Source organism: Psychrobacter sp. PP-21, assembly GCF_033790785.1.
GTDB lineage: Bacteria > Pseudomonadota > Gammaproteobacteria > Pseudomonadales > Moraxellaceae > Psychrobacter.
This window is the reverse complement of the sequence record NZ_JAMYEB010000006.1, coordinates 94,506-118,161: the sequence shown is the minus strand read 5'-3', so window position 1 is coordinate 118,161 and position 23,656 is coordinate 94,506. Positions and strand designations below refer to the sequence as shown.

The window sequence follows — 23,656 nt, the reverse complement described above, 5'->3', positions numbered from 1 at the left end:
GTACTATTAAAAGCGAGTGTGCCAGTTGTTGTGACAACACAGTGCATATGGTAATAGTGCGTAAGGGAGTTGTATTTGCTTATAAAAGCTACCTCGTTGTGCTTAGATAATAAAATCTGTAATACAGCCTGTCCTTATATTTGATAATGTGTATCTATCAACTCGATTGTATAAATACTTATGAGTGTAGATACTGCTCTTTATAGCGTTATTACATTTATATTTTGTATCTCATAGGACGCTATTTTTGTGATTGCGTACTTTTGCACGTTCGTTCAAAGCGACTGATATTGACTGATAGTGAGTAGTAATACCAATGATAACGTTATCCATGTTTCAAGAGCATTTGTCTTCTACTGTACCATTGCCAGTATCGTCAAATCGATCAGTAAACGGTCAAGAGCGTTACTTAGTCAAGCTACTTACCACGCTACCATCACAAACGCCTGAGGAGCAATACCAGCATTTAGAGAGTGTACTCATAGCATTACGAGAGGCTCATATAGATGAAGATCAGCGTCTCAAGTTGATGGCACCAGTACTTGACGCTTCAATTCGATTGATTGCTGCTTTACGGCAACAGTATATTTATGACACAGGGGTGTTCGATGAGGTTCAGCTAGGCTATGTCGCACAAACCAAGTCGTTACATTATCTCATCATCATGGTCTATGATAGGATCATACGCCAACAAGATTCAGAGCCTAATACTGGGTCTAAACGCTCTTTGGGAAATGGCTGGCAGCGTTATTTCAATAATAAGAAATCTTCTAATACGTTTGCTATTGCTATTTACCAGTCTTTGTCCAGCTATCAAAAAATACTGGCAGAAGAGGTACTCTGCTATCGACCACCAGCAAGTTATCTGTGGTCAAAAATAAATCAGCTGTATCATCTGGCCTATCAGCACCGCATAACCGATATTGATTTGGGTATATACGCGGCTGTCCCTCATGCAAACAATATCTATCAGCTATATTGTCAAATCTGTTTACACAGTCTGCTAAACCTACGCGGTATGCGTCGCACCAATATTTTGCTAGTGCAACGTTTTTTGCCTGAATGGGCAAAGCATATGGTCGCGACAACAGAGCCTACCACCAGAACACGCGTATTTGTTGATTTGGAAGCGCATTACCCGCCAAGTTATCTCACGGCTAACTCTGAAATAAATCCTTATGAAGAACATCGCACTTGTCTGTTTTTAGAGCTGGCACCGATGATTGAGTATTTTGATTCACGCAAGCAGGCTCTACTTGGAGATAGGAGCGCAGCGCTAGAGTACGGTTTGCTCAATACAATCGCATCAACAGTCAGTTATCGTTACTTACAGCCTCCGCTTACTTTGCCTACCAAATATAGCAAAAAACAAGAAGCACTATTGGTCACAGGTTTTAATGACATTCACTACCGTGTAGGCGATTTCAATAGCTTTGCTAATTTGGTATCAATCAAAGATCTAGCAGAGGAAGAGAGACCTCGTTATGACACATTTGGTAAAGAGCAAAATAGCAACAATCCGTTAAATATTAGAGTATTTGATAGCCATGATCATCTTTCACTGTTTCGTGCGCTGCAACTGTTGCCAGAAGCAGATGGGCCCGAAAAAGAGAATGCTGATAACCCTGATCAAGTGATAGCTGAAGATGACACTTCTAGAAATGCACCGCCACTATTACATCTCATGCGTTTGTTTTTGATTTGCCACTCTACGGCAACAGAACAAACTGACTGGTCAATAGGTGTCGTGCGCTGGACGAATCTTGATAGCAAAGCCCCAATCATAGAATGGCAAGTGCTCGGACATAAACTTGTGGCTTGTGGCTTGCGTCTAGAGGGTAGAGAGCTACGAAACCGTCACTTTGTACCTGCATTTATCTTGGGTAGGGATGAGCAACTAAAAACCACGAGTACGCTCATCGTACCGCCTTCTTACTTTCAGAACAATGACCGAGTCGTTATGCGTATTGGTAGCAAGCAAACGCCATTACGCTTGGGAAACAAGATACTGATGACTGATGAGTTTAGTCAGTATGAGATAGTTCAGTTGTAGCCTACGGTATTTTTGTCAAAAAGCAGACAGATGTTGATATGTGGAGGTTTTGGAGGGTTTCTTCGCAGAATCCTAATAAACAAGAAAGGTCATAAGTTAATCTGCAGCTTGCCGAGTTATTGCCTATAATGAGGGATATTGTTATTCTAATTGATACCCTATTTAATGTAACCAAAATTAGTTAACCAAGCGTATTATACAGAGCAAGGCTCAGTTATTATTATGATAATCGCCAAGCTTATTGTTTTCTGTGCTAGGTTTATTTTTGGAAAAGGTGTCAGGTTATTAGAAATAATAGATAAAAATACGTCCATAAGATTAAAAGGCTTCCTATGCGCACTCAGTCTACTCTAAACTTGTTAGTTATCAATGATGATCAGCTTTACGCGGAACGTCTTGTGCAATTGCTTAGCGGTTATTATGACAGTGTGAACTTAGGGTTTTTAGACGATAAAGAAGAGTTATTAAAAGTACTACGTCAACAGTGGGATGTTTTAGTATTTGGTAAAGCCTATGATATGAGCTTCACAGATGTGGTGAATATCGTACAAGAGCAAAGTATCGATTTGCCTATGATTTGCTTAGTAGATGAAGAGATGGCAGCAGCGGTCTCCAATGATGAAGGGCTACCTGCTGTGGTTAGTGGTACGATGATTAAAGCGCTTAGGTTTGATCAAGAGCTTCCAGTAGTTATGGCTATCTGTCTGCAGCATAGTAACTTGCGCAGTCGCCGTACGCTAAAAACTCTACGCCAAGTGCTCTCTGAATCAGAACAGCGTGCCAATGTTTTGATTAAGAACTCAAAAAGTGCCGTTGCTTATATCGATGAAGGCATTCACATTTATGCCAACGACCCGTATCTGCAGTTATTTGGTTTTAAATCAATGAATGATGTCGTTGGAGTGCCGGTTATTGATTTGATTTCGGGTGGAAGTAATGTCAAAGGTTTTAAGCAATTCTTGCGTCAGTTTGATAAAGGTAGTCGCAAAGATGTAGAGTTTAACTTTGAGAGCGTGCGTACCGATGGCAGTACCTTTGAAGCAAAGCTACAAATGGCTTCAGCGACACTTGAGGGTGAGCCGGTTACTCAGATTATTATTCAACAAAACCAGAGTAACAGTGCAGAGGTTGCTAAGCGCTTAGCTGAAGCTGAGCGCACAGATAATCTGACAGGTCTTGATAATCGACGCGGTTTTGAGGAACAAATGGTGGTAATACACCAGCAAGCGACTCAAGGGGAGCTGACAGCAGGGCTGCTGTATGTGCAACTCGATAGCGTTGGTAAGATTAGAAGCAGTCTTGGTTTGAAAGGGATTGATGCAACCGTCAAACAAGTGGCTTATATGTTAGATGAGCTCATACCTGATGGGCACGTCAGCCGCTTTAGTGATACTGCATTTATGATACTGGTCAAAAATAAAAGTACCGCTGATCTTGAAAAGCTCGCCGCACATATTGGCTCTCGTATCAGTGAGATGCTCATCGAAGTCGATAAGCGTACGACCAGTACGACCGTCAGTATCGCAGTGGTCAAAATCGAGAAAAATACCGCTGAGCCTACCATCGTACTCGAGCGTGCCATGGAAACCATCAACCATATTATGGTAGAAACCTCTAATCATGGCGGTACCTATCATATATACGATCCAAGCGAACACGCCAATAGTGATGACCATGCGCTTGCCGAATCGTTAGTTGACGCCATCACTAACAATCGCTTTGAGCTGTCATTTCAACCAATCTATGATATTGATCGGGATCGCAGTGACTTTTTTGAAGTGTATCTACGCCTGCCGCTCTCCGATACCGAAAAAACCGTATTGACACCAGATCAATTTATGACTGTGGCCAAGAGCCACAACCTACTAGAAAAGATAGATCGCTGGGTACTCATTAATGCCTGCAAAAAGATCAATGATGTACGCAAGCAGCATCCTGAAGCCAGACTGTTGATACAGCTAACGAGCGCAACCTTAGTCGACAAAAAACTACCTAACGTTGCAAGCCAGTTGATCAAAGCAGTAGGCGGTGCAGCCGGTGTATTAACATTACAATTCAATGAAAAAGACATCGTTGATCATCTAACTGTAGCCAAATCTCAGTTCTCCGCTTTGAGTGAAGTTGATTGCCAAATGGGCATTAACAACTTCGGGTCTTCTGCCAAATCTATTGAAATTGCTAGTTTGGTACAGCCAGATATGGTGCGTCTGGCGCGCAGTTACGTACAAGATATCAATTCAGCAGATAACTTAGATACTGTCAAATCACTCATCACAAGTACCAACGAGGTGAAAGTGGATGTGTTGATGCCTTATATCGAAGAGGCAGCGACCATGTCTGTTGCATGGAGTGTTGGTGCGCGCTATCTACAAGGGTACTACTTAGAAGAGCCTAGTCAGACGATAAAACTAGAAAGCCATGCAGCAAGTTAGAAAGTTGTGATGCTAAAGTTGTAATGACATAGACTCTTTATCACTGACACTTACCAACCAAAGATTGCCCAAATGCCACTTATTCGTAAATATCAAATAAGCAGTCTTTTTGCCGCTGTTTTGTTGCTCACCGCGTGTGAGAGCAGTATTCCGCCTGACCATCGAGACCCAGTGACCCTACCTTTATATACAAAAGGGGATATTAAAAATGGCTTGGTGGTTTACAAAGAGGCATGCGGTCAATGCCATCAGCTCAATGCAGGTCTGAATAAAAAAGGCCCACAGCTCATGAATATATATGGTGCGCCAGCTGCCGAACTAAAAGATTATGACTATAGCAAAGGACTAGAGTCATCAGGGTGGGTATGGGATGCCAAAACGCTTGACCCTTATATTGCGGATGCACAAAAAGCCATACCAAACTCAAAAATGCTATCTGACCCCATGCCAGATGCCAAAGAGCGTGCAGACGTCATTGCTTATCTATCTACCCTTCGCGCTGAGCCTCCAGCAGCTGCAGAGGATACAAACTGATGCCAACTGTTGAACGTTATGACATAAAAATGAGCCGATAACTGACTATGACCCAGACCGCGAACGATATATCATCATCCAACTCTCAAAAAACAGCAGCGACGCCTAATCAGTCCATGCCGACTACTGCTGACTTTCAATATAATCAGCAAAAAATTGCACAGCTGATGACCCAGTTGAATCAAATCGTATTGGACAAGCCTCAAGTCGTTAAACTTGCACTCAGTGGTATCTTGGCAGGTGGGCATCTGTTATTACAAGATTTGCCGGGTATGGGTAAAACAACGTTGGCGCAAGGATTGGCTCAGCTATTAGGGCTTAGCTTCAGCCGCGTGCAGTTCACTAATGACATGCTACCTGCTGATATCTTAGGTATGAGCATCTACGACCAAAGTAAACAACGCTTTGAGTTCCGTCCTGGGCCTGTCTTTACCCAGCTATTACTCGCTGATGAGATCAATCGCTCTAGTCCTAAAACGCAAAGTGCGCTACTCGAAGCAATGGAAGAGCGACAAGTGACTCAAGATGGTCAAACGTATCCCTTACCGCGACCGTTTTTTGTCATTGCCACTCAAAACCCATTACAGCAAGCAGGTGTCTATCCACTCCCTGAATCACAGCTAGATAGGTTCTTATTATGTTTATCACTAGGTTACCCTTCGACTATGGCAGAGCGTGAGCTGTTAAGAGGTCAAGATCGTCGCGAGCTACTAAAAGATTTAGATGCAGTACTTGATACTGACGCGGTACTGATGGCTCAGCAAGGTGTTAGACAAGTATATGTGGCAGATGTCGTGTTAGATTATTTACAAAGGCTCGTTGCAAAAACTCGAGCAAGCCAGGAATATCATGGACTATCACCGCGTGGCGTACTGTCGCTACAGCGTGCTGCCCAAGCTCATGCCTATGTATCGGGGTATATGGAGGTGGTACCTGAAGACATCCAAGCGGTGTTTGCAGCCGTAGTGGATCATCGTCTGGGTCAGCGCTTCGTGCCTGCACACGTGAGCGGTGGACAGGCAACCAACACGATCGCACAGCGTATATTGGCAGAAGTATCAGTTACTGTTTAACTGTCCATACTGTAGCTCGAGCAGTGGCTACAACAAATGGCTACATTCGTCGGTTGAAGACGAGTATTACAGTCAATCACATGGCAAGAGTAGGGTAGTCATGAGCTTTTTACCAAAGGCCTTAACCGTACCAATCAAGTCAGCACTGAGCCGTTGGTTTGCTTCTCGTGCACCCAAAAACGATAGTGCCACCCTCAATCTACGCAATGTTTATATTTTTTTTAGCCGTGAAGGCATGCTATTTGCTGTGCTATTAGTGATCACCTTTATTGCGGGTGTCAATTATGGCAACAACTTGGTGCTTGGTTTATGTTTTTATCTGGTCAGTGTCTGGCTGATCAGCTTCCATGTGACTTTTGCGCACATATCCGGTCTACATATTCGTCTATTAGACGTTACGATGACTCAGGCAGGTAGTCCTGCTTGGGTGACGTTACAGTTAGATAGCAAGAGTCGTCAACCACGTCGGCAGCTGCTATTTGAATTTGAGACATCTGCTGATCGTAAAAATAAAGCAGATACGGATGATCAAAACGCTATCCTTATTACCAGGCTACAAGGTGAGAAAATCATAAGGCTACCCGTGCAGACAAGCAATCGTGGTCAATTTGAGCTACCACGGTTGACCATCAAAACTGTCTATCCTTTGGGTATCATGCGGGCATGGTCTTATGTCTATTTTGCGCGTAAAGCTTGGGTATATCCCAAACCTGAAACCTTTGATTGGCAAGCTCAATATGCAATTGCAAGTATGGAAGATTTGCCAACAGGCGGTCAGTATAGGCAAGGGCAGGACGACTTTGAGCGCCTAGATAATTATATAGAAGGGGAGTCATTGGCGCGTGTCTCTTGGAGTCACGTAGCACGGGGACAAGGAATGTTTACCAAGCATTTTGCGGATCCTGTCGGTCATGAGCAGACATTAGATTATGCAGATATGCCAGCTGCGCATCATGAACAAAAACTGGCGCAACTGGCTCATGGTGCGTTAACGCTCGGTCAGCTCGGTGTGCCCTTTCAAATGCGTTTACCCAGTGATGCTCCTGCTACCGCAGTGATGGGTGACGGTGAGGTTTTTGCGCAAGCGTGCTTGCTAAGGTTAGCGAAAGCACCATGACCCAATTTAAGCAACCTCCAGCGACTGATGCTACAGACATGGCAAGTTTTGAGCAGTTGTCACTTGGGTCTCGCACCCGAGCGAAAAATAGTACTCAAACGCTCCACCGCGCAGCAGATAACAAAAAATGGTATCGGCAGCTGCTGGCATTACCAGCGTACTACTGGGTCCTAATCGCTCAAGTGGCAGTCATACTACCGCATGCTGCTCACTTGCCGTTGTGGTTAATAGGGTTTGCTGTTGTCAGTATTATTGGGCAATTGCCACGTATCAAAAGACGATTCAAAAAACTATCTCATCTAAAGCGTGTCTATCAAGGCATGCAAATGCTAGGTTTTTTGCTGGGGTTGGTCGGTCTGTGGCTGACTTATAACACCGCTTTTGGTTTGGATATGGGCGTGGCATTTTTGGTGCTATGTTTGGTCAGTAAACTTTGGGAGTTATACAAGCGCCGTGATGCTTACGTGGTGCTGAATTTATCATTATTTGTGTTGGCTGCTTTATTTTTGATGGATCAAGGCTTGATTACCACGCTAGAGGTCATCATTGGTGCCCTCATCGTCTTATTGGCATTTATCGCGCTCAACGATGATAGTAATGCTCGCGGTGATGGACGCATACGTACCTTGGGGGTATTGGGTATTGGCGCGTTACCTTTATTGGTAGTGCTGTTTTTATTTTTCCCGAGATTGCCACCGCTGTGGTCCGTACAGTTGTCAGGTCAGCAAGCGATTACAGGGGTCTCTGATAGCATGTCACCTGGTGATTTTGCTAATTTAGGTCAGTCGACCGAGCTGGCTTTTCGCGTAGAGTTTGCAGATGAGCGTCCACCGCAGCAACAGCTTTACTGGCGCGGTTTGGTATTTAGTGATTTTGATGGGGTAACTTGGCGTCCAAGCCCTCAGGCAAGCCAGTGGTCAGTAAGATCACAACCACCTATGTGGATCCAAAATGCTTTTGCTACTGTTCCTGAACAAGTGCAAGCAGCACCTACTCGATATCAAGTTATCCTAGAACCTACACAGCAAAACTGGTTGTTTGGACTAGATTATCCTTTCTCTCAGCAACCAGATATCAACATTACGTCCAACTTTACGTTATTCAAAGACCAGCCGGTGACGCAGCAGCTTCGCTACGATGTAGTGCAGTTTGCGCCGATGCGTATAGATCCAGTGTTAGCAGAAGCATCCCGGCGCTCGAACCTTGCGCTGCCTAATGAAGGTAATCCGCAGGCACGCGCGCTTGCTAAGCAGTTGTTTGCGCAGTCAGACTCAGATCCGGTGCGCTATATGGCTGCTATCGAGCGCTGGATCAATCAGACAGAGTTTCGCTATACTTTATCGCCGCCGCCACTGAATACTAATCGTATCGATGAGTTTTTGTTTGAGACCAAAGCGGGGTTTTGCGAGCACTATTCTTCAAGCTTTACCTTTATGATGCGGGCAGCTGGTATCCCTGCGCGAGTAGTAGCAGGCTATCAAGGCGGTGAGCCGAGTCGTAATGGTAACGTATGGGAAGTGCGTCAGATGGACGCACATGCATGGACTGAGGTATGGCTTGAGGGTCAAGGCTGGGTGCGTGTGGATCCGACGGCATTTGTCGCACCTGAGCGTGTTGAGCAGGGCATGAATACGATGACCCAGCAGCAAGGGGCCGCCATGTTTGGCAGTGGTGCCAGTGCTCAAATCAGCTATCAGCAGTATCAAATGCTACAGACATTAAGGCGCTTATCAGACCAGGCAAGCTATTACTGGCAAAAAGATGTCGTTGGCTATGATCAAGACAAGCAGGCAGATTCACTATTAAAATGGTTCAATATCAGCTCAATCACGCAGCAAATCATTTGGTTAGCAGCCAGTGCTGTTATCATTATGGCAGTCTTAGTATTTATCATATGGCAGCGCCGCCGCAAACGCTGGCATCCAGCGGACTTACCACTTGCACAGCTCTCAAAACGTGTGGGTAAACGTGATCAATCGCTGGCTCGAGAGGACAGTGAGGGGCAACTGGCGTGGTTAGAGCGCTTGGCTACTGCTATTGATAGTCGGCTTGACGGTAACACTCATCATGCAACAAGTAAGTTAACAGACAGTGAAAACCCGATAACGATTCAGTCCAAGCTCATTGAAGTTAGACAAGACTACCGTCAGTTACGCTATGGACGCTTGAGTACCTTTGATACCAGTCATAGCGAGTATCAAAAAACACTTCAGCAACTCAAAAAAAACGTACGTGAATTACTCTAAGGTTTTTGGGTTTGGTGTCACTGATTTACTTGTGATTAGAACTGCTCATGTCAATGTTAGGGCAGTCGTTAGAGCAGTACACAATACAGCATGCTAAGTCAGCAAATAAGTAAGAGATTGAAATATGGCAATATATGTAGATTTTGTGCAGATACCATTCAAAGGCTATAAATGGTGCCATATGCTTGCGGACAGCCTGCAAGAGCTGCATGATTTTGCAGCATTGATCGAGGTCGATGCACGCTTGTTTCACCGTAATGCCAGCTATCCTCATTATGATATTACGGTACAAATGCGTGAAACGGCTATTGCACAAGGCGCTATTGTTGCCGATAGGAAAAAGATTATTGAATGTGCCAAAAAATTAAAAGTAGAGCTGCATTATCAAATGGCATTATCTGATAATTCCGAATGAAAAACTAACAAATCACATTCTCAAATACAAATAAAGTGGGTGATGCTTTCGCTACCCACTTTTTTATTGGCTCATACTTTTTGTTAGACATCTACTTTGCCGTGGCTGCCGTGCTAATAGCATTGAGTGCTTTTGAGATATTAGCAATCTCAGTATCGCAGACTTTGATATTGTGGCGTGTCTTAAGATAGTCAGGATTGTTGTATGACAACCATACCTGGTTATCGGCATCTTCACTAATGAGGATTTTTTGTGGTAAATCAATGGCAACGGTCTGCTCACAATTCATCAAGGGCGTACCTGCTTTGGGGTTCCCAAACATAACAACTTGTGTGGGTCGCAATGACAGATCGACACTTTGCGCATTTTTTTGATGATCAACGCGTGCAAATACTTTCATACCTTTGCTTTCGATAACTGAGACCAGCTTATCTGCCGTAGTTTGGACAGAGTGATTGCTCTGTAAAGTGACCAAGCCTTTTTCGGCATTTATAGACGTCATGGTCTTGGTCATAGCGCCTGTCGTATCCGTGTTATCTAATAGCGTATTGATACTGGCACAGGATGATACGGCGATTGCTAGAGCAGTGATAGAGATAATTTTGATCATAGGTATATCCTTTTAGGTTATCCATAAGTTGGTAACGTCGAATAGTCATTGTGCGTAATCAATTTGGTTATTGCAACACACCTTCATAGATCCCTAAACCAGCTGCTCTGCTAAATAATCAACCAATAATCTAATCTTTGGTGATAGATGACGGTTGTGTGGATAGACGGCCCAAATGTTTTCTTTGGGTTCTCTATAATCATCAAGTAAGCTCACTAGCTCACCAGATGCGAGATACTTTTGTACATAGTAGTCAGGCAACTGTACGATACCAAGCCCTTTTAGGGCTGCGTCAACCAGACTATAGCCGCTATTATATTGTACGGTACCAGAGACGCGCAGGTTTTTTTCTTTACCTGCATCCTCACTGACACGTGGGTCAGTATCTATAAAGTGCCAGTAATCTCGAGTACCAAGTAAGCAATTATGCTGACTGAGATCATTGAGCGCTGTCGGTATCCCATATCTATCAAGATAAGCAGGCGCTGCACAGACAAAGTTGGTACGCTGGCTGAGTTTTTTTGCCATCATGGTTGAGTCGTTTAATTTGCCAATACGAATGGCCAAATCATAACCCCCTTCAATCAAATCGATTTTTTGATTACTCAAAAAAGCACTCACTTCAATATCTTGATACTGCACCATAAAATCATTGATGAGTGGTAATAACTGCTGCTCGCCATAAGTCACAGGTGCAGTTAGTTTGATCTTGCCTTGAGGTTTAGACTGCAAATTACTTACTGCTTGCTCAGCGGCATCTAGCCCATCGAGTACACCGCGGCAATGCTGATAAAAGACGCGACCTTCTTCGGTAAGTGAGACCCTGCGCGTCGTTCGATAGAGCAGTTTGATATTCAAACGCTGCTCTAAAGCGCTGATTTGCCGACTAACTTGAGCAGTTGAGATGCCAAGCGTTTTTGCCCCTTGTGTAAAGCTCTCGTACTCTGCCACACAAACAAACTCACTGATGCCTTCCCAGCGCATGATTATTACCAATATGTAAAAGATATTTGCAAATATAGCATATTGTTATCGCCTCAGAGATAAATATAATGGTTAACAACAATGTATAGAGATGGTGCTTTCCTTTTATAGAGGCTTGCCTACAAAGAGCAGGCAAGATAAGCTCAATCTATCTTTAGTCGTCTCAGCGATGACAGTCGTAGCTATCAAGCCGAGTAGATAATCGGATGAAATAATGAAAAAGGGTGACGGTAATGATGGTTTGCTAAGTCTGCATTACGCCGCAACCCACAAATAACAACCAACTAAAAGAGAGACTCCTATGTCAGATAAATTTATCAAATCAAAAGCCGCCATCGCTTGGGCACCAAATGAGCCACTATCTATCGAAGAAGTGGACGTGATGCTACCGCGTAAAGGTGAAGTGCTGGTCAAAATCGTCGCAAGCGGCGTCTGTCATACAGATGCGTTCACCTTATCTGGTGAAGATCCAGAAGGCGTATTCCCTGCCATTTTGGGTCATGAAGGTGGTGGTATCGTTGAGCAAGTTGGCGAAGGTGTGACTAGCGTAGAAGTTGGCGACCATGTTATTCCGTTATACACAGCAGAGTGCGGCGTTTGTAAGATGTGCCGCTCAGGCAAAACCAACCTTTGCTCTGCGGTTCGCGAGACTCAAGGTAAGGGCCTGATGCCAGATGGTACCACACGTTTTTACAAAGACGGCGAACCAATCTATCACTACATGGGCTGCTCAACGTTCTCTGAATATACGGTGCTACCAGAGATTTCTTTGGCTAAAGTTAATAAAGAAGCACCATTAGAAGAAGTTTGCTTGCTTGGTTGCGGTGTGACCACAGGCATGGGCGCAGTCATGAATACGGCAAAAGTCGAAGAGGGCGCAACAGTGGCTATCTTTGGTCTGGGCGGTATCGGACTATCAGCGGTAATTGGCGCTGCAATGGCAAAAGCCCAACGCATCATTGCCATTGATATCAACGAGAGCAAGTTTGAACTGGCCAAAAAGCTAGGTGCAACCGATTGCATTAACCCGAAAGACTATGACAAGCCGATTCAGGAAGTCATCGTTGAGCTGACCGATGGCGGGGTTGATTATTCATTTGAATGTATTGGCAATGTCGATGTCATGCGTTCGGCGCTAGAGTGCTGTCACAAAGGCTGGGGCGAGTCAGTCATCATCGGTGTTGCTGGTGCCGGGCAAGAAATCTCAACGCGTCCATTCCAGTTAGTGACAGGTCGCGTCTGGAAAGGGTCAGCATTCGGCGGTGTCAAAGGTCGCACAGAACTACCAGGGTATGTCGAGCGTTACCTTGCGGGCGAAATCCCATTGCAGGATTTCATCACGCATACGATGCCAATAGAAGATGTCAACGAAGCGTTTGACTTGATGCATAAAGGCGAGAGCATCCGTACGGTTGTCAATTTTTAAGCGTCGCTACTGATGATGATGTCAGAATCAAGTTTTTAACTTGACGACTGCATAATAAAAAAGCTGCTTCGATATTGAAGCAGCTTTTTCGTATGTTATTTCTAAACACAGGCTCTTAGCTTGGTGTATCAAGTGTTTTGCTTGCTAATGATTTGGTCCGCTAGTGTCAATAAGTCTGCTGCGGTCAGATCTGGTACGGGTACATTTGGTGCACTCAGCATCTCATTGTAAGGGCGCGTCAAAAAGGCACCTCGGCAACCTGCCGCTTGCGCACCGATAGTATCCCAAAGGTGACAAGCAACTAAGCACAAGTCCGACGTCTCAACAGCAAGCGTATCAGCTACCATCTGGTAGGTCTCAGGTGCTGGCTTGAACTTACTAACGGTTTCAACGCTGAAATGCTGTTCAAAGAACTGGCTTAGCCCTGCTTTTTCTAACGGCGTAGGAGATGGGCTACTCGCTGAGTTGGTGAGCGTCACCAGTCGGAACCCTGCCTCCCGCAAACGTGTAAGGGCAGGCGCTGCATCAGGATGAGCAGGCAGCGCGCTCATTCTTTCTTTGAACTCATTGATATCGTTGTCTGTCAGCGTCACTTGTCTGATATCAGCCACCATCTGCAATGCGCCAACACCAATCTCGCCAAAAGGCGCATACAGACCAGAGAGTGTCATTGTCTGAGAGTACAACACCAGCTGAGCAAACCATTCGCGCAATACTATTTGCTTGCCAAAAACTCGCGTAAAAAATGGCGTAAGCGTATCGATATCCAGTAGCGTTTCATTGACATCGAACACGATAATCGAAGGAAAGTTTTTAGAAGACATAAAGTATCCCTTTTTATAATAAGGTATTTATAACCACAAGTGATTTACTCAGCCATGTTAGCCAGTTGCTCTAAAATACTGACATAGTTCTCGACACCTTGAGCACCACTGACCAAATGACGTTCATTAAAGATGATCGCTGGTACACTTTGGATGCCCTGTTGTTGCCAGTGTTGTTCTTCAGCCCGTACTTCTTTTGCAAAAAACTGACCTTCTAATACCGCTAACGCTTCACTTTTATCAAGACCAGTCTCTGCTGCAATATCAGCAAGTACATGGATGTCTGAGATGTCTCTATTGTTAGTGAAGTGCGCGGTAAACAACGCTTGTTTTAAGTCATGCATGCTGCCTTGTTGATCTGCAAAATGCAGAAGCTGATGCAAATTAAAGGTATTGTGCATGCGCGTGTCGTCATTGAAGTTGAACTCAAAACCAACCTCACGACCGGCTTCGGTCATTCTGACTCGGCTCGCATCTGATTCTTGTTTGGTCGAGCCATACTTTTCGATGATGTGCTCGCGTAAGTTTTGACCCTCGTCTGGCATATTTGGGTTCAGCTCAAACGGATGCCAGTGGATAGTATGTTCTGTATTGGTTTGCTCAAGTGCTGCTGCCAATTGACGATAGCCAATGACACACCATGGGCAGACAACGTCAGAGACGATGTCTATACGGAGCGTGTTTTCTGATGGTTTCATAAGTCCTCGCAGGGATTTTTATTGGTATGTTGTGTGATGAGGCAACGACAGGGGTATGAGGAACAGTTGTCTAGATAACCCTGCTCACTGCAAAATAGGTCAGTTCATACTAAGAGAATGATCGAGTGATTACAATGTATCCTCTGCAGCCAGCATTACCACTTAGGTAGCTTAATTGTAACTGTCACCAATGAGACAAATGAGCCTTTTGCAAACTCTGACTGGTGTCTAAGATGGTTTAAAGTATTAATAATAAAGCATATGACAAATGAACCAATTTATCACGGTCATAAAAAAGGTGGTTGTCTAAAATGATTTTGTATATATAGGTATTGACAACTGATAACGTAGGCTAACAAATAAACCACGTTAATATCGGATACCTAATCAATAATAGAGCTCTAACCACAAATAAAATTTTAATTATAGGAGTCATATATGAAAAGTATCACTGAAGCAATGAGATGGCGTTACAGCACCAAAGAATTTGATACCGATAAAAAAATATCAGCAGAAGACTTTCAAAGTTTAAAGGACATTTTGCGACTCAGTCCGTCAAGCACTAATATTCAGCCTTGGCATTTTGTGATTGCTGATGATGAAGCTGGCAAAGCTCGAGTCGCCAAAGGCACTGAAGGTATGTATGAGTTTAATGATGCCAAAGTAAAAGATGCTTCGCACGTCATCGTATTCTGTAGCCGTGTCTATGCTGATGATGAGTTTTTACAGGAAATATTAGACAAAGAAGATAGTGATGGTCGCTTTGCAGAACCAAAATTCAGAGAGCAAATGCATCAAACGCGCAAAATGTTCTTGGATATTCGACGTTATGAGCAAAAAGATGAGCCGCATTGGTTGATTGAACAGCTCTATCTCAATATGGGTGCACTGCTACTGGGCGCTGCTACTTTGGGTATTGATGCTGTGCCGATGGAAGGCGCAGATTTAAAAGCACTTGATGAAGAGTTTGAATTACGTAGTAAAGGCTATACAGCCGTTGCCGTCATCTCACTTGGTTACCGTAGCGAAGATGATTTCAATGCTGAGTTGCCCAAATCTCGCTTTGCCGAAGAGACCATTATCACAAAGGCTTAGTTTATAGTATTTTGTTCGCAACTTGCTTGCAACCACTATTCTAAATTAGTTTTTTAAGAGCCCTATAAGTTTTCGTTTATAGGGCTTTTTTTTATCAAAATTTATTTGATCTGCTGTCTATTTCTAAGAACGTATTGCTCGCATCAAGAAGTACATTGTCGGATTATCAAGCCTGAATTTGAGTACTTATAGACAGCAACCAACCTATATTAGGCATCAATGGGTGGTTAATATAGTTGATGCAAATGATTATCAATTACCCTGCAGCTATTGGTAATGCTCGCTTGCAGAACTTGCTACGGTTTAAAAACTACACTGTAATAACTACAAAGTAAAAACAAAACAAGTTTTTCGGTACGTCATAATGGATTTATTGTAGCTATAGTTACAAGGCGATCTTTTCACCCATCATATTCATCTGCCAGCGAGAAGCCAGCATGTCTACCTTGACGTTAAAAATCAATAAGCAGGATTATCAGCTCGAGAATCTTGACGCCCGTACGACACTGCTCGACGTCTGTCGTCAGCATCTACAAATTACTGGACCCAAAAAAGGCTGTGATCACGGTCAATGCGGCGCTTGTACCATGCTTATCAATGGTCGCCGTGTCAACTCTTGTCTTACACTTGCCATCATGCATGATGGCGATGACATTACGACGATCGAAGGTATTGGGATGCCAGACTCGCTCTCGGCGTTGCAGCAAGCCTTTAAAGATAACGATGCTTTTCAGTGTGGGTATTGCACACCAGGACAGATTTGTTCGGCCACTGCATTAATAGAAGAAGTAAAACAAAACTGGCCAAGCCATGTGAGCACAGACTTACAACATCCTGATGGTCTACTGGTACAAGAAATCGCTGAGCGTATGAGCGGTAACATCTGTCGTTGCTCTGCCTACCCAAATATTATTAAAGCCATCTCACAAGTACTTGAAAGTGAGGTGTCAGAGTCTGCTGCCCAGACCAATAACACCTCCACACAAAATTCAAGCGTGACAGGTATTTGGTCACCGCCGCCAAGCGAGACGCAACTTGGTAAAGCTTCAGCAGCCAATAAGAATACAAACAAAGAAACAGTAACTGGTACGACAGGAGGCCGCTCATGAAACGTTTTGAATATAGCCGTGCTGATGCACCAGAGCAAGCCGCAATATCTGCAAGTACCAAAGATGCTTCTTTTATCGCTGGTGGTACCAACTTATTAGATCTCATGAAACTAGAGATCGAAACCCCAATAAAACTGGTCGATATCACTCGTTTAGAATTAGAGCAAGTAGAAACGACTGCCGATGGTGGTTTACGTATTGGTACGCTTGTGACCAATAGCGATTTGGCCGCGCATCCTGAGGTGATTGCAAACTATCCGGTATTGTCCCGAGCTATCTTGGCAGGAGCGACTGGTCAGTTACGTAACAGAGCGACAACGGGCGGCAATTTCTTGCAGCGTACCCGTTGCTACTATTTCTATCAAACAGACAGCGCTTGCAACAAGCGTGAACCGGGCACAGGGTGTCCCGCTATCAATGGGGAGAACCGTACCCTAGCTGTCTTAGGTACCAGTGATTCATGTATTGCTCAGCATCCATCCGATATGGCAGTGGCAATGCGCTTACTAGATGCGACGATAGAGACGGTTAAAGCAGATGGCTCGACTCGTGCTATCGATGTCAAAGACTTTTATTGTTTGCCAAAAGACACGCCACATATCGAAAATGTATTGGAAGCAGGTGAGCTGATTACGCATGTTGTATTGCCAGCTCCTATTAAGGGTATACATACTTATGACAAAGTACGTGACCGAGCCTCTTATGCTTTTGCACTGGTCTCTTGTGCTGCAGTGGTAGATGTTGATGACAGTGGTAAGCTGAACACAGTACGTTTGGCATTTGGTGGTATTGGTACTAAGCCATGGCGCAATGAAGCGGTAGAGGCATTATTGACAGATACCGATGGCAACAATGACGTCATCACACAGGCAGCCGATCTGCTATTGAGTGATGCCAAAGGTAATGGTCAGAACGACTTTAAGATACCATTGACGCGTCGCCTACTAAAACAAGTCATTCAGCGCGCACTAGCGGGCGAGGGAGCATAATCATGGCACTATTACAATCAATCACGCAGTCAGAACCGACCAAAAAACTGACCATGGATGAGCCTGTTGAAACGCTATTTAGCTCAACGGCAAGTAAGCTAGTCGGCAAGCCGATCAATCGTGTCGATGGCTCATTAAAAGTCAGCGGGCAAGCGCATTATAGTGCTGAGATACATTTAGACAATAAAGCGTATGGTGTCTTGGTAGGTGCGACAATTGCCAAAGGGCGAGTTGAGAGCATTGATAACGATTCGCTCAAAGGCATTCCTAATATTATTAAGGTTGTGACCGATCCTGAGCATTTTTTACGTAACTCTCAACAAGGTGGATTAAAAAAAGCACCGACGCAGGGAGCGACTGAGATTTTTTATCATGGTCAGCCCATCGCGGTGGTCATTGCTGAGACTTTTGAAGCAGCGAGAGAAGGCGCGAAGGCGCTCAAGGTTACTTATACAGACGAGACTGATGAGGCCGCATTGAACTTTACTCAAGAGCTTTCTAATGCACACGCGGTCGATGAGCAGAAAGGTTCTGACAAAAACTATGTTCAAGGAGATCCAGAACAAGGCTTAGCTGATGCGGCAGTGACCGTCGATCGCTTTTATCATACACCAAGTCAAAACAGCTCGGCGATGGAGCCCCATGCGACGTTGGCTCATTGGGAAGACGATAAGCTAGTCCTGTATACCGCCAATCAGATGCTCGCTTCTTGCAAACAGCAGGTCATGGATGCTCTAGATTTGAACAAAGATCAGGTACAACTGATCGCACACTATGTCGGTGGTGGGTTCGGTAGTAAGCTTGGTATTGCTCCTGAATCTATTGCGGCGGCGATTGCTGCAAAAGATCTTGGTCGTCCTGTGCTGATCACTATGACGCGTCCACAAGTGATGGAGGCGACAATCAGACGCTCAAACACGCGTCAGCGTATCGCAATCGGTGCGAACAATGACGGTGTGATCGATACATTGATTCACGATACGATCTCTAGTAATTTGCCAGATGAGGCTTTCTTTGAGCCAACTGCCTTGTCTACACACTATCTATATAGTGGCAAAAACCGCCGTGTAAATTATGAAATGGTAGACATGAACCAAGTGTTATCCGGCTCAATGCGTGCGCCTGGGGAAGCGGTTGGTATGATTGCCGTTGAGTGTGCAATGGATGAGTTGGCTACCCAGTTAGCGCTTGATCCTATCGAGCTGCGTCGTCGCAATGAACCTGAAAAAGATCCTAGCAAAGACATTCCATTTTCGACACGTAAGCTGATTGAGTGTATGGAGCAAGGTGCTAAGCAGTTCGGTTGGGATAAAAGAAATGCAAAACCTGCCAGTCAGCTAGAAGGTGACTGGTGGATAGGTACAGGCATGGCTGCTGCTGCCCGCGGCAACCAATTACAGGCATCTGAAGCACGTGCAACTCTACAGGTAGATGAGTCAAAAGCACTCGGTATCAAAGCTGTTATCGAGACAGATATGACAGACATTGGTACAGGGTCTTATACGGTGTTTTCTCAGGTAGCTGCAGACCTGCTAGGACTGCCTATCGATCATGTCGAAATGAAGTTAGGTGACAGTGCATTGCCACCAGCATCAGGCTCAGGCGGTAGTTGGGGCGCTGCGAGTTCTGGTAGTAGTGTCTACCTAGCTTGCGAGCAGCTGCGTGAAATGCTAGCAGAAAAAGTTGGTCTGTATCCTGATAACATTCAGTTGGACAATGGTCAAATTAAAAAAGCAGGCGAGCATGATTTAACGGTAGTAGAAGCGGCTAAGAAGGGTGGTCAATCATTTGCTGATAGTACTATTGATAAGCTATCGCAAACCACAGGGCTTTCATTATCAGGAGAGTCGGCATCACAAGAGTATGACTTTGATAATACAGATGCTTACGCGCTTGCAGAAGTAGTCGCTGGCTATGATGAGCAAAAAGTCAGTGCTAAAGGTCAGATAAAGCCAGGCAAGAATGGCAAAAAGTATCGTCAGTCGTCGTTTGGTGCTAACTTCGCTGAAGTCGCTGTTCACAAGGTGACTGGTGAGATTAGGGTCAAGCGTATGACAGGTGCATTTGCCGCTGGTCGTATTCTTAACCACAAAACAGCAACCTCACAATGCTACGGCGGCATGGTGTTCGGTATCGGCTCAGCACTAATGGAGGAAGTTATCCATGATAAACGTGACGGTCGTCTCTGTAATCACGACCTCGCCGAGTACCATGTGCCAGTCAATGCAGACGTACCGCAGTTGGAAGTTATCTTGGTAGAAGAGGATGATCCGTATACCAACCCAATGCATATCAAAGGTATCGGTGAGACGGCTATCGCAGGTGCGGCTGCCGCGATTGCCAATGCCGTCTACAACGCTGTCGGTGTTCGTGTCTACGATTTCCCAATTACGCTCGACAAGCTGCTTTATGAGATGCCAGAGTAACTTTATAAGTTTATATATGACAAAAACCCGCTTACTGAGCGGGTTTTTGTAAATTAATCGGTAGTATGTTTCAACATTATCAAAAAATAATTATTAAATAAGAGACGTTATGAATCAAGTTGCTGACATTCTTAAACTGGCAGGTAACGCTCAGCAGCAAGGTGTTGATGCTGTATTGGCAACGGTCGTACATACTGAGGGCTCAGCATATCGCCGTGCTGGTGCGATGATGCTCATTTGTGAAGATGGCCGCTCAGTGGGGATGATTAGTGGAGGCTGCTTGGAGCCACATATTATCAAGCGTGCCTTTTGGCTCACGCGTGACGGCGCTACTGTGCAAGTCTATCAGACAGGCGATGACGTTGAATATACAGAAAACGGTCAAGCGCAGGTTGTGATAAACAAAGAAGCAAGCGATACAGATGCTGAGTCAGACGACTTAGATGACTTGGATGGCCTAGACTTTGATGAGTTGAACTTTGGTCTCGGTTGTAATGGACGTGTACATGTACTGTTTGAGCGTTTGGCAACAGCTGTACCATTTTTAGAGTCAGTTCGTCAGGTTCGGCGAACTCGGCAGCCGATTACGGTCGCTACTTTGATTCGTACTAAGGATTCCCAGTATCAAACGGATAGTCTAGAGAAAAGCGCTGAGCTAAGAATAGGCACGCGCATCAATCTAGAGGAATATTACAATTCGGGAAGCTTACCAGAGCAAGAGGCGATAAATCCTTTGAATACGATGGCGGATATTGTAGAAAAGTTAGTAGAGTACAAGCTGTCTGAGAGTAATACCGAATACGTGACCATAGAAACGAATGAGGTAACTACTGAGTGGCTCGTACAACGCTTGCAACCACAAGTGCGTTTATTAATTTGCGGCGCAGGCAATGACGTGATGTCACTGGTGACGATGGCAAAGCTACAAGACTGGCATGTCACGGTCATAGACAGCCGCACGCAATATGCGACTCGTATGCGTTTTCCTCAGGCAGACGCGGTGATGGCATTATCTCTAGAGGATAGCGATGCTCTGCTGAAGCTAAGTGAGAATGCAGCGGTTGCTCTGATGTCTCACAGTCTGTCCCAAGACCGCGCTCGCTTGGCGATACTGCTAAGACATTCGCAAAATTATAGATATTTAGGTCAGTTGGGGCCACGTTATCGTACCGAACGCTTAATCAATGAAATCAGCGCCACTCTCACACAACCTGACGTCTTGGCTGCTGGTATCCATAAATTGCACTATCCAATTGGCTATAAGCTTGGCGGAGATGGCCCTGAAGCCCTCGCACTTGGCATCATGGCGCAGATAAATGCAGTCATGCATGGGCAAGCTGCATCAGTAGAAGGCTCTCACAGTGAGGGCTCGAATGTAGCAAAAAGCGTTGGTAATATGGATGCTGATATTGTGCCGAGTACCGTATGAGTAATATCGTCTTAGAAGACAATGATAGACAGGGGCAAAATCATGCGGTCATCATATTGGCAAGTGGCCTCAGTCAGCGTCTAGGACAACCTAAGCAACTACTTATTAAGAATGGCAAGCCGTTAATTAATTATATGATCCGATTGGCAGTGAGCACTAATCCGCAATTCATTGTCGTGGTGATTCCTGATAAGCATCCTGCAATTGCCAATGCAGTCACAGAGCTGGCCATACAATATCCAGCGGTTCAAGCGGTGCTAAATTCAAAACCTGACACCGGCATGGCGGACAGTTTGTATTTGGGTATTGAGACCATTGCTAGTTTTGAAATTGCCAGTCTTGATGCTGATTCAATCGAGCGCGTGCTTATTATGGGCGTTGATCAAGTTTTATTAGATGAGTCGCATTTAACCGCATTGTTGGCTGGTGATCAATCCGTGGTGGCAAGTGGCTATTGTAGTTGGCAGCGTTTAGAAAAGCATCAAAATTTGGACGAAGCGGAATCTAATAAAAACTCTGCTACTAGAAAACCTGCAAACCATATCATTGGTCTACCTTTAGCAATTAACTATCAGCTGCTTAAACAATGGCAGGCAATGTTAGCAGGAGATAAAGGGTTGCGATATTTGATTAGAAGGTTACCAGCCGATCAAATAGGTACAGTGATCAACGATAATCTTACCTATGATATTGATACGCCCGAGCAGCTCATCTATGCCAAACAACGAGGCTGGCTGGATAAGAAATCCTAGCGATAATAAGTATTAAGCGACCGAAATGACAAGCATAACAGAAACAGAACGACTGTACCTTAGACAGTGGCAAGCGAGTGATTTTACGCCATTCGCTGAGATGAATGCCAATCCCAAAGTGATGGCATATTTTCCTAAATTATTAACCACTTCTATGAGTAACATTATCGCTAAAAAATGCCAGACGCTGATTGAGGATAATGGATGGGGGTTTTGGGCGGTGAGTCGCAAAGACAGCTCAGATAAAAGTGATGACTTTATCGGTATGGTTGGGTTAAATGAGGTACATGCTGATATGCCATTTGCTCCTGCTGTCGAGATTGCTTGGCGCTTGCATAGTGAGTATTGGGGACAAGGGTATGCGACAGAGGCAGCACATGCTGCTTTGCGCTATGCTTTTGAGATATTAGAACTTAGCGACGTCGTTGCCTTTACTGCCGTTATCAATAAACGCTCGCAAAAACTTATGCAGCGTATTGGGATGACTGATACACAGCAAGATTTTTATCATCCTATGCTTAATGCTAAGCACCCACTTGCTGAGCATGTCCTGTACAAAATTACGCGGCAGCAATGGCAAGTCCTTAGAGCATAACGCATTCTATTTATCTGACTATTTATCTGACTATTTATCTGATACGGCTGCTCTTGAAAATGTCAAAATATGCCCTTTGAACGGCAACTCTAGATAAGTCGTATTTTCAGGTTTGATGTGTTGACTACTATAGCCATACTTAATCATCTTGTTGGTCAGTTTGTTTTTGCGGCCACGGCCAGGGTCGACTACGATGACCTCACAGGTCGGTAAGGCATGGCGCTCGATAAATTCCGCCAGTATATCGATGTGCTGATCTTCATAGAGCAAGTCGCTGCCGATAATCATATCAAACTTGCCAAGGTGGCTGTTATCCTCTGCCCAATCCAAACGCTCAAAATTAATCTCTTTATTATTATTTAGCGTGGTATTTCTATCAAGGAAATACTCAACGGTCGGATGATAGTCGGTCGCTGTGATGTCAGCATGTCTATGATTGAGCAGCAAACTCGATAGCGCCATGCCACAGCCCACTTCCAAAATTCGTTTGCCCGCGATATCGTAATCAAGCATGTGATTGGCTAATACCAAGCTTGACGGCCAGATTACCCCAAACATCGGCCAAGACGCCGAGCAAATACCCAAATTTAACGCCTCATCATTAGGGTCGCTAAATTGTTGATTGTCACGCAAAGTACAAACATGAATGTCAGTGTTGCCAATTTCGATCGTTTGATAGCGCACGCGCACGGTGGTCAGCGAAGTCATAAACTGTCCTAAAAAATAAGCAAAAGTGCAAAGGTTGGCAAAGATTGCCGCTTTCGGTGAGGTAGGGCATACAAAGGTGGGTGTGCATCTTGGATATAGTATTGACTGTGATTTGGTAGAGGTTATTATTTGACAAAAACA

At 44.6% G+C, this 23,656-nt stretch carries 20 protein-coding genes; 15 read left to right on the top strand and 5 right to left on the bottom strand.

Annotation, left to right across the window (positions count from 1 at the left end; genetic code table 11):
• The first annotated feature begins 331 nt into the window (after window positions 1-331).
• From NJD71_RS07560 to NJD71_RS07530, 7 genes are all read left to right on the top strand, one after another.
• Window positions 332-2,053, top strand: a complete 1,722-nt coding sequence (locus NJD71_RS07560) for a hypothetical protein (protein ID WP_319051340.1) — start codon at window positions 332-334, stop codon at window positions 2,051-2,053.
• 332 nt (window positions 2,054-2,385) lie between these two features.
• Complete coding sequence (locus tag NJD71_RS07555) at window positions 2,386-4,485, top strand: EAL domain-containing protein (protein ID WP_319051339.1); 2,100 nt, start codon at window positions 2,386-2,388, stop codon at window positions 4,483-4,485.
• A 72-nt stretch (window positions 4,486-4,557) separates the two neighbouring features.
• Complete coding sequence (locus NJD71_RS07550) at window positions 4,558-5,019, top strand: c-type cytochrome (protein WP_319051338.1); 462 nt, start codon at window positions 4,558-4,560, stop codon at window positions 5,017-5,019.
• A gap of 116 nt (window positions 5,020-5,135) precedes the next feature.
• Window positions 5,136-6,092, top strand: coding sequence for a MoxR family ATPase (locus NJD71_RS07545; protein ID WP_319051361.1), 957 nt, complete (start codon window positions 5,136-5,138; stop codon window positions 6,090-6,092).
• A 100-nt stretch (window positions 6,093-6,192) separates the two neighbouring features.
• A complete protein-coding gene (locus NJD71_RS07540) occupies window positions 6,193-7,209 on the top strand; it encodes a DUF58 domain-containing protein (RefSeq protein ID WP_319051337.1) in 1,017 nt (338 codons plus the stop codon).
• Window positions 7,206-9,455: a transglutaminase family protein gene (locus NJD71_RS07535; protein WP_319051336.1), complete on the top strand. Its 2,250-nt coding sequence runs from the start codon at window positions 7,206-7,208 to the stop codon at window positions 9,453-9,455. Before NJD71_RS07540 ends, NJD71_RS07535 begins: the two co-directional genes overlap by 4 nt.
• A 124-nt stretch (window positions 9,456-9,579) precedes the next feature.
• Complete coding sequence (locus NJD71_RS07530) at window positions 9,580-9,870, top strand: DUF4031 domain-containing protein (RefSeq protein ID WP_319051335.1); 291 nt, start codon at window positions 9,580-9,582, stop codon at window positions 9,868-9,870.
• Between the two features lie 91 nt (window positions 9,871-9,961).
• Here NJD71_RS07530 and NJD71_RS07525 read toward each other — a convergent pair whose 3' ends face one another.
• Window positions 9,962-10,480, bottom strand: coding sequence for a DUF302 domain-containing protein (locus tag NJD71_RS07525; RefSeq protein WP_319051334.1), 519 nt, complete (start codon window positions 10,478-10,480; stop codon window positions 9,962-9,964).
• 93 nt (window positions 10,481-10,573) lie between these two features.
• Window positions 10,574-11,464 carry a LysR family transcriptional regulator gene (locus NJD71_RS07520; RefSeq protein WP_319051333.1) on the bottom strand — a complete coding sequence of 297 codons (891 nt, stop codon included), beginning with the start codon at window positions 11,462-11,464 and terminating at the stop codon, window positions 10,574-10,576.
• 316 nt (window positions 11,465-11,780) lie between these two features.
• Between NJD71_RS07520 and NJD71_RS07515 the strand changes: the two genes are divergently transcribed.
• The gene (locus NJD71_RS07515; protein WP_442967661.1) at window positions 11,781-12,890 is read left to right on the top strand and encodes an S-(hydroxymethyl)glutathione dehydrogenase/class III alcohol dehydrogenase; all 1,110 of its coding nucleotides are present in this window, start codon (window positions 11,781-11,783) and stop codon (window positions 12,888-12,890) included.
• Window positions 12,891-13,018: 128 nt separating this feature from the next.
• On the opposite strand, the gene NJD71_RS07510 is transcribed toward NJD71_RS07515, so the two are convergent.
• The gene (locus tag NJD71_RS07510) at window positions 13,019-13,714 is read right to left on the bottom strand and encodes a haloacid dehalogenase type II (protein ID WP_319051330.1); all 696 of its coding nucleotides are present in this window, start codon (window positions 13,712-13,714) and stop codon (window positions 13,019-13,021) included.
• A 44-nt stretch (window positions 13,715-13,758) separates the two neighbouring features.
• Window positions 13,759-14,412: a DsbA family oxidoreductase gene (locus NJD71_RS07505; RefSeq protein ID WP_319051329.1), complete on the bottom strand. Its 654-nt coding sequence runs from the start codon at window positions 14,410-14,412 to the stop codon at window positions 13,759-13,761.
• Window positions 14,413-14,850: 438 nt separating this feature from the next.
• Between NJD71_RS07505 and nfsB the strand changes: the two genes are divergently transcribed.
• From nfsB to NJD71_RS07470, 7 genes are all read left to right on the top strand, one after another.
• Complete coding sequence (gene nfsB / locus NJD71_RS07500) at window positions 14,851-15,507, top strand: oxygen-insensitive NAD(P)H nitroreductase (RefSeq protein WP_319051328.1); 657 nt, start codon at window positions 14,851-14,853, stop codon at window positions 15,505-15,507.
• Between the two features lie 437 nt (window positions 15,508-15,944).
• Window positions 15,945-16,616, top strand: a complete 672-nt coding sequence (locus NJD71_RS07495) for a 2Fe-2S iron-sulfur cluster-binding protein (protein ID WP_319051327.1) — start codon at window positions 15,945-15,947, stop codon at window positions 16,614-16,616.
• Window positions 16,613-17,605, top strand: a complete 993-nt coding sequence (locus tag NJD71_RS07490; protein ID WP_319051326.1) for an FAD binding domain-containing protein — start codon at window positions 16,613-16,615, stop codon at window positions 17,603-17,605. The genes NJD71_RS07495 and NJD71_RS07490 overlap by 4 nt, the downstream gene beginning before the upstream one ends.
• 2 nt (window positions 17,606-17,607) lie before the next feature.
• Window positions 17,608-20,031, top strand: coding sequence for a xanthine dehydrogenase family protein molybdopterin-binding subunit (locus tag NJD71_RS07485; RefSeq protein WP_319051325.1), 2,424 nt, complete (start codon window positions 17,608-17,610; stop codon window positions 20,029-20,031).
• Window positions 20,032-20,140: 109 nt separating this feature from the next.
• Complete coding sequence (locus NJD71_RS07480; RefSeq protein WP_319051324.1) at window positions 20,141-21,460, top strand: XdhC family protein; 1,320 nt, start codon at window positions 20,141-20,143, stop codon at window positions 21,458-21,460.
• A complete protein-coding gene (locus NJD71_RS07475) occupies window positions 21,457-22,212 on the top strand; it encodes a nucleotidyltransferase family protein (protein ID WP_319051323.1) in 756 nt (251 codons plus the stop codon). The genes NJD71_RS07480 and NJD71_RS07475 overlap by 4 nt, the downstream gene beginning before the upstream one ends.
• A 25-nt stretch (window positions 22,213-22,237) precedes the next feature.
• Complete coding sequence (locus NJD71_RS07470) at window positions 22,238-22,807, top strand: GNAT family N-acetyltransferase (protein WP_319051322.1); 570 nt, start codon at window positions 22,238-22,240, stop codon at window positions 22,805-22,807.
• 30 nt (window positions 22,808-22,837) lie between these two features.
• Here the strand turns inward: NJD71_RS07470 and NJD71_RS07465 are convergent, their stop codons facing one another.
• Window positions 22,838-23,515, bottom strand: coding sequence for a class I SAM-dependent methyltransferase (locus tag NJD71_RS07465; protein WP_319051320.1), 678 nt, complete (start codon window positions 23,513-23,515; stop codon window positions 22,838-22,840).
• Window positions 23,516-23,656 lie beyond the last annotated feature (141 nt).

What these genes read in the sequence shown, in the direction of transcription:
- NJD71_RS07560 (WP_319051340.1), top strand. Translation starts at nt 332, where the DNA reads ATGTTTCAAGAGCATTTGTCTTCTACTGTACCATTGCCAGTATCGTCA.
- NJD71_RS07555 (WP_319051339.1), top strand. Translation starts at nt 2,386, where the DNA reads ATGCGCACTCAGTCTACTCTAAACTTGTTAGTTATCAATGATGATCAG.
- NJD71_RS07550 (WP_319051338.1), top strand. Translation starts at nt 4,558, where the DNA reads ATGCCACTTATTCGTAAATATCAAATAAGCAGTCTTTTTGCCGCTGTT.
- NJD71_RS07545 (WP_319051361.1), top strand. Translation starts at nt 5,136, where the DNA reads ATGCCGACTACTGCTGACTTTCAATATAATCAGCAAAAAATTGCACAG.
- NJD71_RS07540 (WP_319051337.1), top strand. Translation starts at nt 6,193, where the DNA reads ATGAGCTTTTTACCAAAGGCCTTAACCGTACCAATCAAGTCAGCACTG.
- NJD71_RS07535 (WP_319051336.1), top strand. Translation starts at nt 7,206, where the DNA reads ATGACCCAATTTAAGCAACCTCCAGCGACTGATGCTACAGACATGGCA.
- NJD71_RS07530 (WP_319051335.1), top strand. Translation starts at nt 9,580, where the DNA reads ATGGCAATATATGTAGATTTTGTGCAGATACCATTCAAAGGCTATAAA.
- NJD71_RS07525 (WP_319051334.1), bottom strand. Translation starts at nt 10,480, where the DNA reads ATGATCAAAATTATCTCTATCACTGCTCTAGCAATCGCCGTATCATCC.
- NJD71_RS07520 (WP_319051333.1), bottom strand. Translation starts at nt 11,464, where the DNA reads ATGCGCTGGGAAGGCATCAGTGAGTTTGTTTGTGTGGCAGAGTACGAG.
- NJD71_RS07510 (WP_319051330.1), bottom strand. Translation starts at nt 13,714, where the DNA reads ATGTCTTCTAAAAACTTTCCTTCGATTATCGTGTTCGATGTCAATGAA.
- NJD71_RS07505 (WP_319051329.1), bottom strand. Translation starts at nt 14,412, where the DNA reads ATGAAACCATCAGAAAACACGCTCCGTATAGACATCGTCTCTGACGTT.
- nfsB (WP_319051328.1), top strand. Translation starts at nt 14,851, where the DNA reads ATGAAAAGTATCACTGAAGCAATGAGATGGCGTTACAGCACCAAAGAA.
- NJD71_RS07495 (WP_319051327.1), top strand. Translation starts at nt 15,945, where the DNA reads ATGTCTACCTTGACGTTAAAAATCAATAAGCAGGATTATCAGCTCGAG.
- NJD71_RS07490 (WP_319051326.1), top strand. Translation starts at nt 16,613, where the DNA reads ATGAAACGTTTTGAATATAGCCGTGCTGATGCACCAGAGCAAGCCGCA.
- NJD71_RS07485 (WP_319051325.1), top strand. Translation starts at nt 17,608, where the DNA reads ATGGCACTATTACAATCAATCACGCAGTCAGAACCGACCAAAAAACTG.
- NJD71_RS07480 (WP_319051324.1), top strand. Translation starts at nt 20,141, where the DNA reads ATGAATCAAGTTGCTGACATTCTTAAACTGGCAGGTAACGCTCAGCAG.
- NJD71_RS07475 (WP_319051323.1), top strand. Translation starts at nt 21,457, where the DNA reads ATGAGTAATATCGTCTTAGAAGACAATGATAGACAGGGGCAAAATCAT.
- NJD71_RS07470 (WP_319051322.1), top strand. Translation starts at nt 22,238, where the DNA reads ATGACAAGCATAACAGAAACAGAACGACTGTACCTTAGACAGTGGCAA.
- NJD71_RS07465 (WP_319051320.1), bottom strand. Translation starts at nt 23,515, where the DNA reads ATGACTTCGCTGACCACCGTGCGCGTGCGCTATCAAACGATCGAAATT.